The organism is Microcystis sp. M53598_WE2 (assembly GCF_030067735.1).
Taxonomy (GTDB): domain Bacteria; phylum Cyanobacteriota; class Cyanobacteriia; order Cyanobacteriales; family Microcystaceae; genus Microcystis; species Microcystis aeruginosa.
Genome location: NZ_JASJFE010000772.1, coordinates 1 through 1,486, shown reverse-complemented (window position 1 = coordinate 1,486; position 1,486 = coordinate 1). Strand labels below are relative to the sequence as shown.

Below are 1,486 nucleotides of genomic sequence, written 5' to 3'. Positions count from 1 at the left end.
ATTAACGCCAGTAAAAATATTTTGGCCGCAGGGCTTGCGGTGTCAGTCTGTAGAGCGACCATAAGACCAGAACAGAGTAAATCTGTTAAGGCAGGTGCGAAAAATCCTTCGGGACCCCAAGCAGAAACCTAAATCGTGAGGTTTGGGAATCGCCGTCCGTTTTACGGCGGCGAGGATGTCAACGTCAAGTCTAGCTCTAGCACAGAGGCTCCCCTGTCTGGACAGCACTAAGGATTGTCTTGTAATTCACTCGATCCCGAACGTCACCGAAACGACCGCAGTAATATCTTTGTCGATCGAGGAAGTGTCGTAAATTCCCGAATCGCTCACGTCGGTGGAATTGCGCGAGGTGATCTGAAAAACTCCCGTTTTCGCATCGCGCACCCTTCCCACCCGACTGCCAGTACTACTGGCGATCGCTTCGGCTCTGGCTCTCGCATCCTTGGTCGCTGCCGCCACCATTTCCACCCGCAGCTTATCGAGTTGGGTGTAAAGGTATTGGGGGGGTTCAGAGACGAGGCTAATTCCCTCCTCGATCAATTCCGTTACCTGCCTAGAAAGTTCCGTGTAACGGGCCACATCCCCCGCTCGGATCTCGAAGCGTTGGCTGAGGCGATAGGCAAGAATTTGCCCAGTTTCCTGGCCGTTAGCTGTTACTTCGGGAATCGCCATCGTCTCGATTGCGTTGGTGGTGATTGCGTCGTCGGGAACTTGTTTTTCTTTGAGATAAGCTCGTATCCGCTCGGTTTGCCGGATCAGATCGCGATAGGCTTCGCGGGCGGTGGGTTGTTGACTGGAAACCGATAAACGCCAGAGAATATAATCGGATGTAATCGCCCTTTTTGCCGAACCAGTCACGACAAAAACATCGCTGGCCCGTTTCACCGCTAAGAGGGAGCGCGCCGCTATCCAGGAACTCAAGACGAGAGCGATCGATAGCACCGACAAACCCGCAAATAGCTGCGGGAAACGTCGGAATATAGAACTGTCTTTCATCGTCACTCCTCCTGAAAATTCGACGTTTCTATCCTATGCTAGTAGCGAGCGAGTTGAAATTATTATTTACAAAAATAAATTTTTCTTGCGTCAGGTTGATGCGTTTTGACAGCAAAGATTATTCAGCCCTTCCCGACGTCGGGGGGCAAGAGGGGGTCAAACGGTTTAATCTTTTTTCTGCCTGGCGATAGTATTGCGGTATCTCTACCGTTTCCCCATCACTGTTAGCGTAGAAAACTTTTAAACCTACATCCAATCCCACACATCTTTTAGTCGGCTCTAACGGTTTCGCATATTCCCGAATATCAACGCTAAGACAGAATTGGACATAGTAACCGTCTGCTCGTTTAACAATCCTAACTCGTTTAATTTGGTCTATAGGGTAAAAGTTTAGGTCTCTGGTTCCTTTCAGTTTAACCGTGCCAATATTTTTCTTATCTGTGAAAGTTATTTTCTTTCTATCCTCCGATAGTTGACCTCCACAGTTTTT

1 protein-coding gene and 2 pseudogenes are annotated in these 1,486 nt (G+C 48.9%); 1 reads left to right on the top strand and 2 read right to left on the bottom strand.

The genetic code is table 11. The features are described from left to right. Positions 1–132 (top strand): annotated as a pseudogene (locus PX636_RS15780) (RNA-guided endonuclease TnpB family protein); the annotation flags it as partial. Between the two features lie 114 nt (positions 133–246). Here PX636_RS15780 and PX636_RS15775 read toward each other — a convergent pair. After that, the gene (locus PX636_RS15775; RefSeq protein ID WP_002796620.1) at positions 247–996 is read right to left on the bottom strand and encodes an SIMPL domain-containing protein; all 750 of its coding nucleotides are present in this window, start codon (positions 994–996) and stop codon (positions 247–249) included. Positions 997–1,153: 157 nt separating this feature from the next. Beyond that, a pseudogene (locus PX636_RS15770) lies at positions 1,154–1,486 on the bottom strand (transposase); the annotation flags it as partial.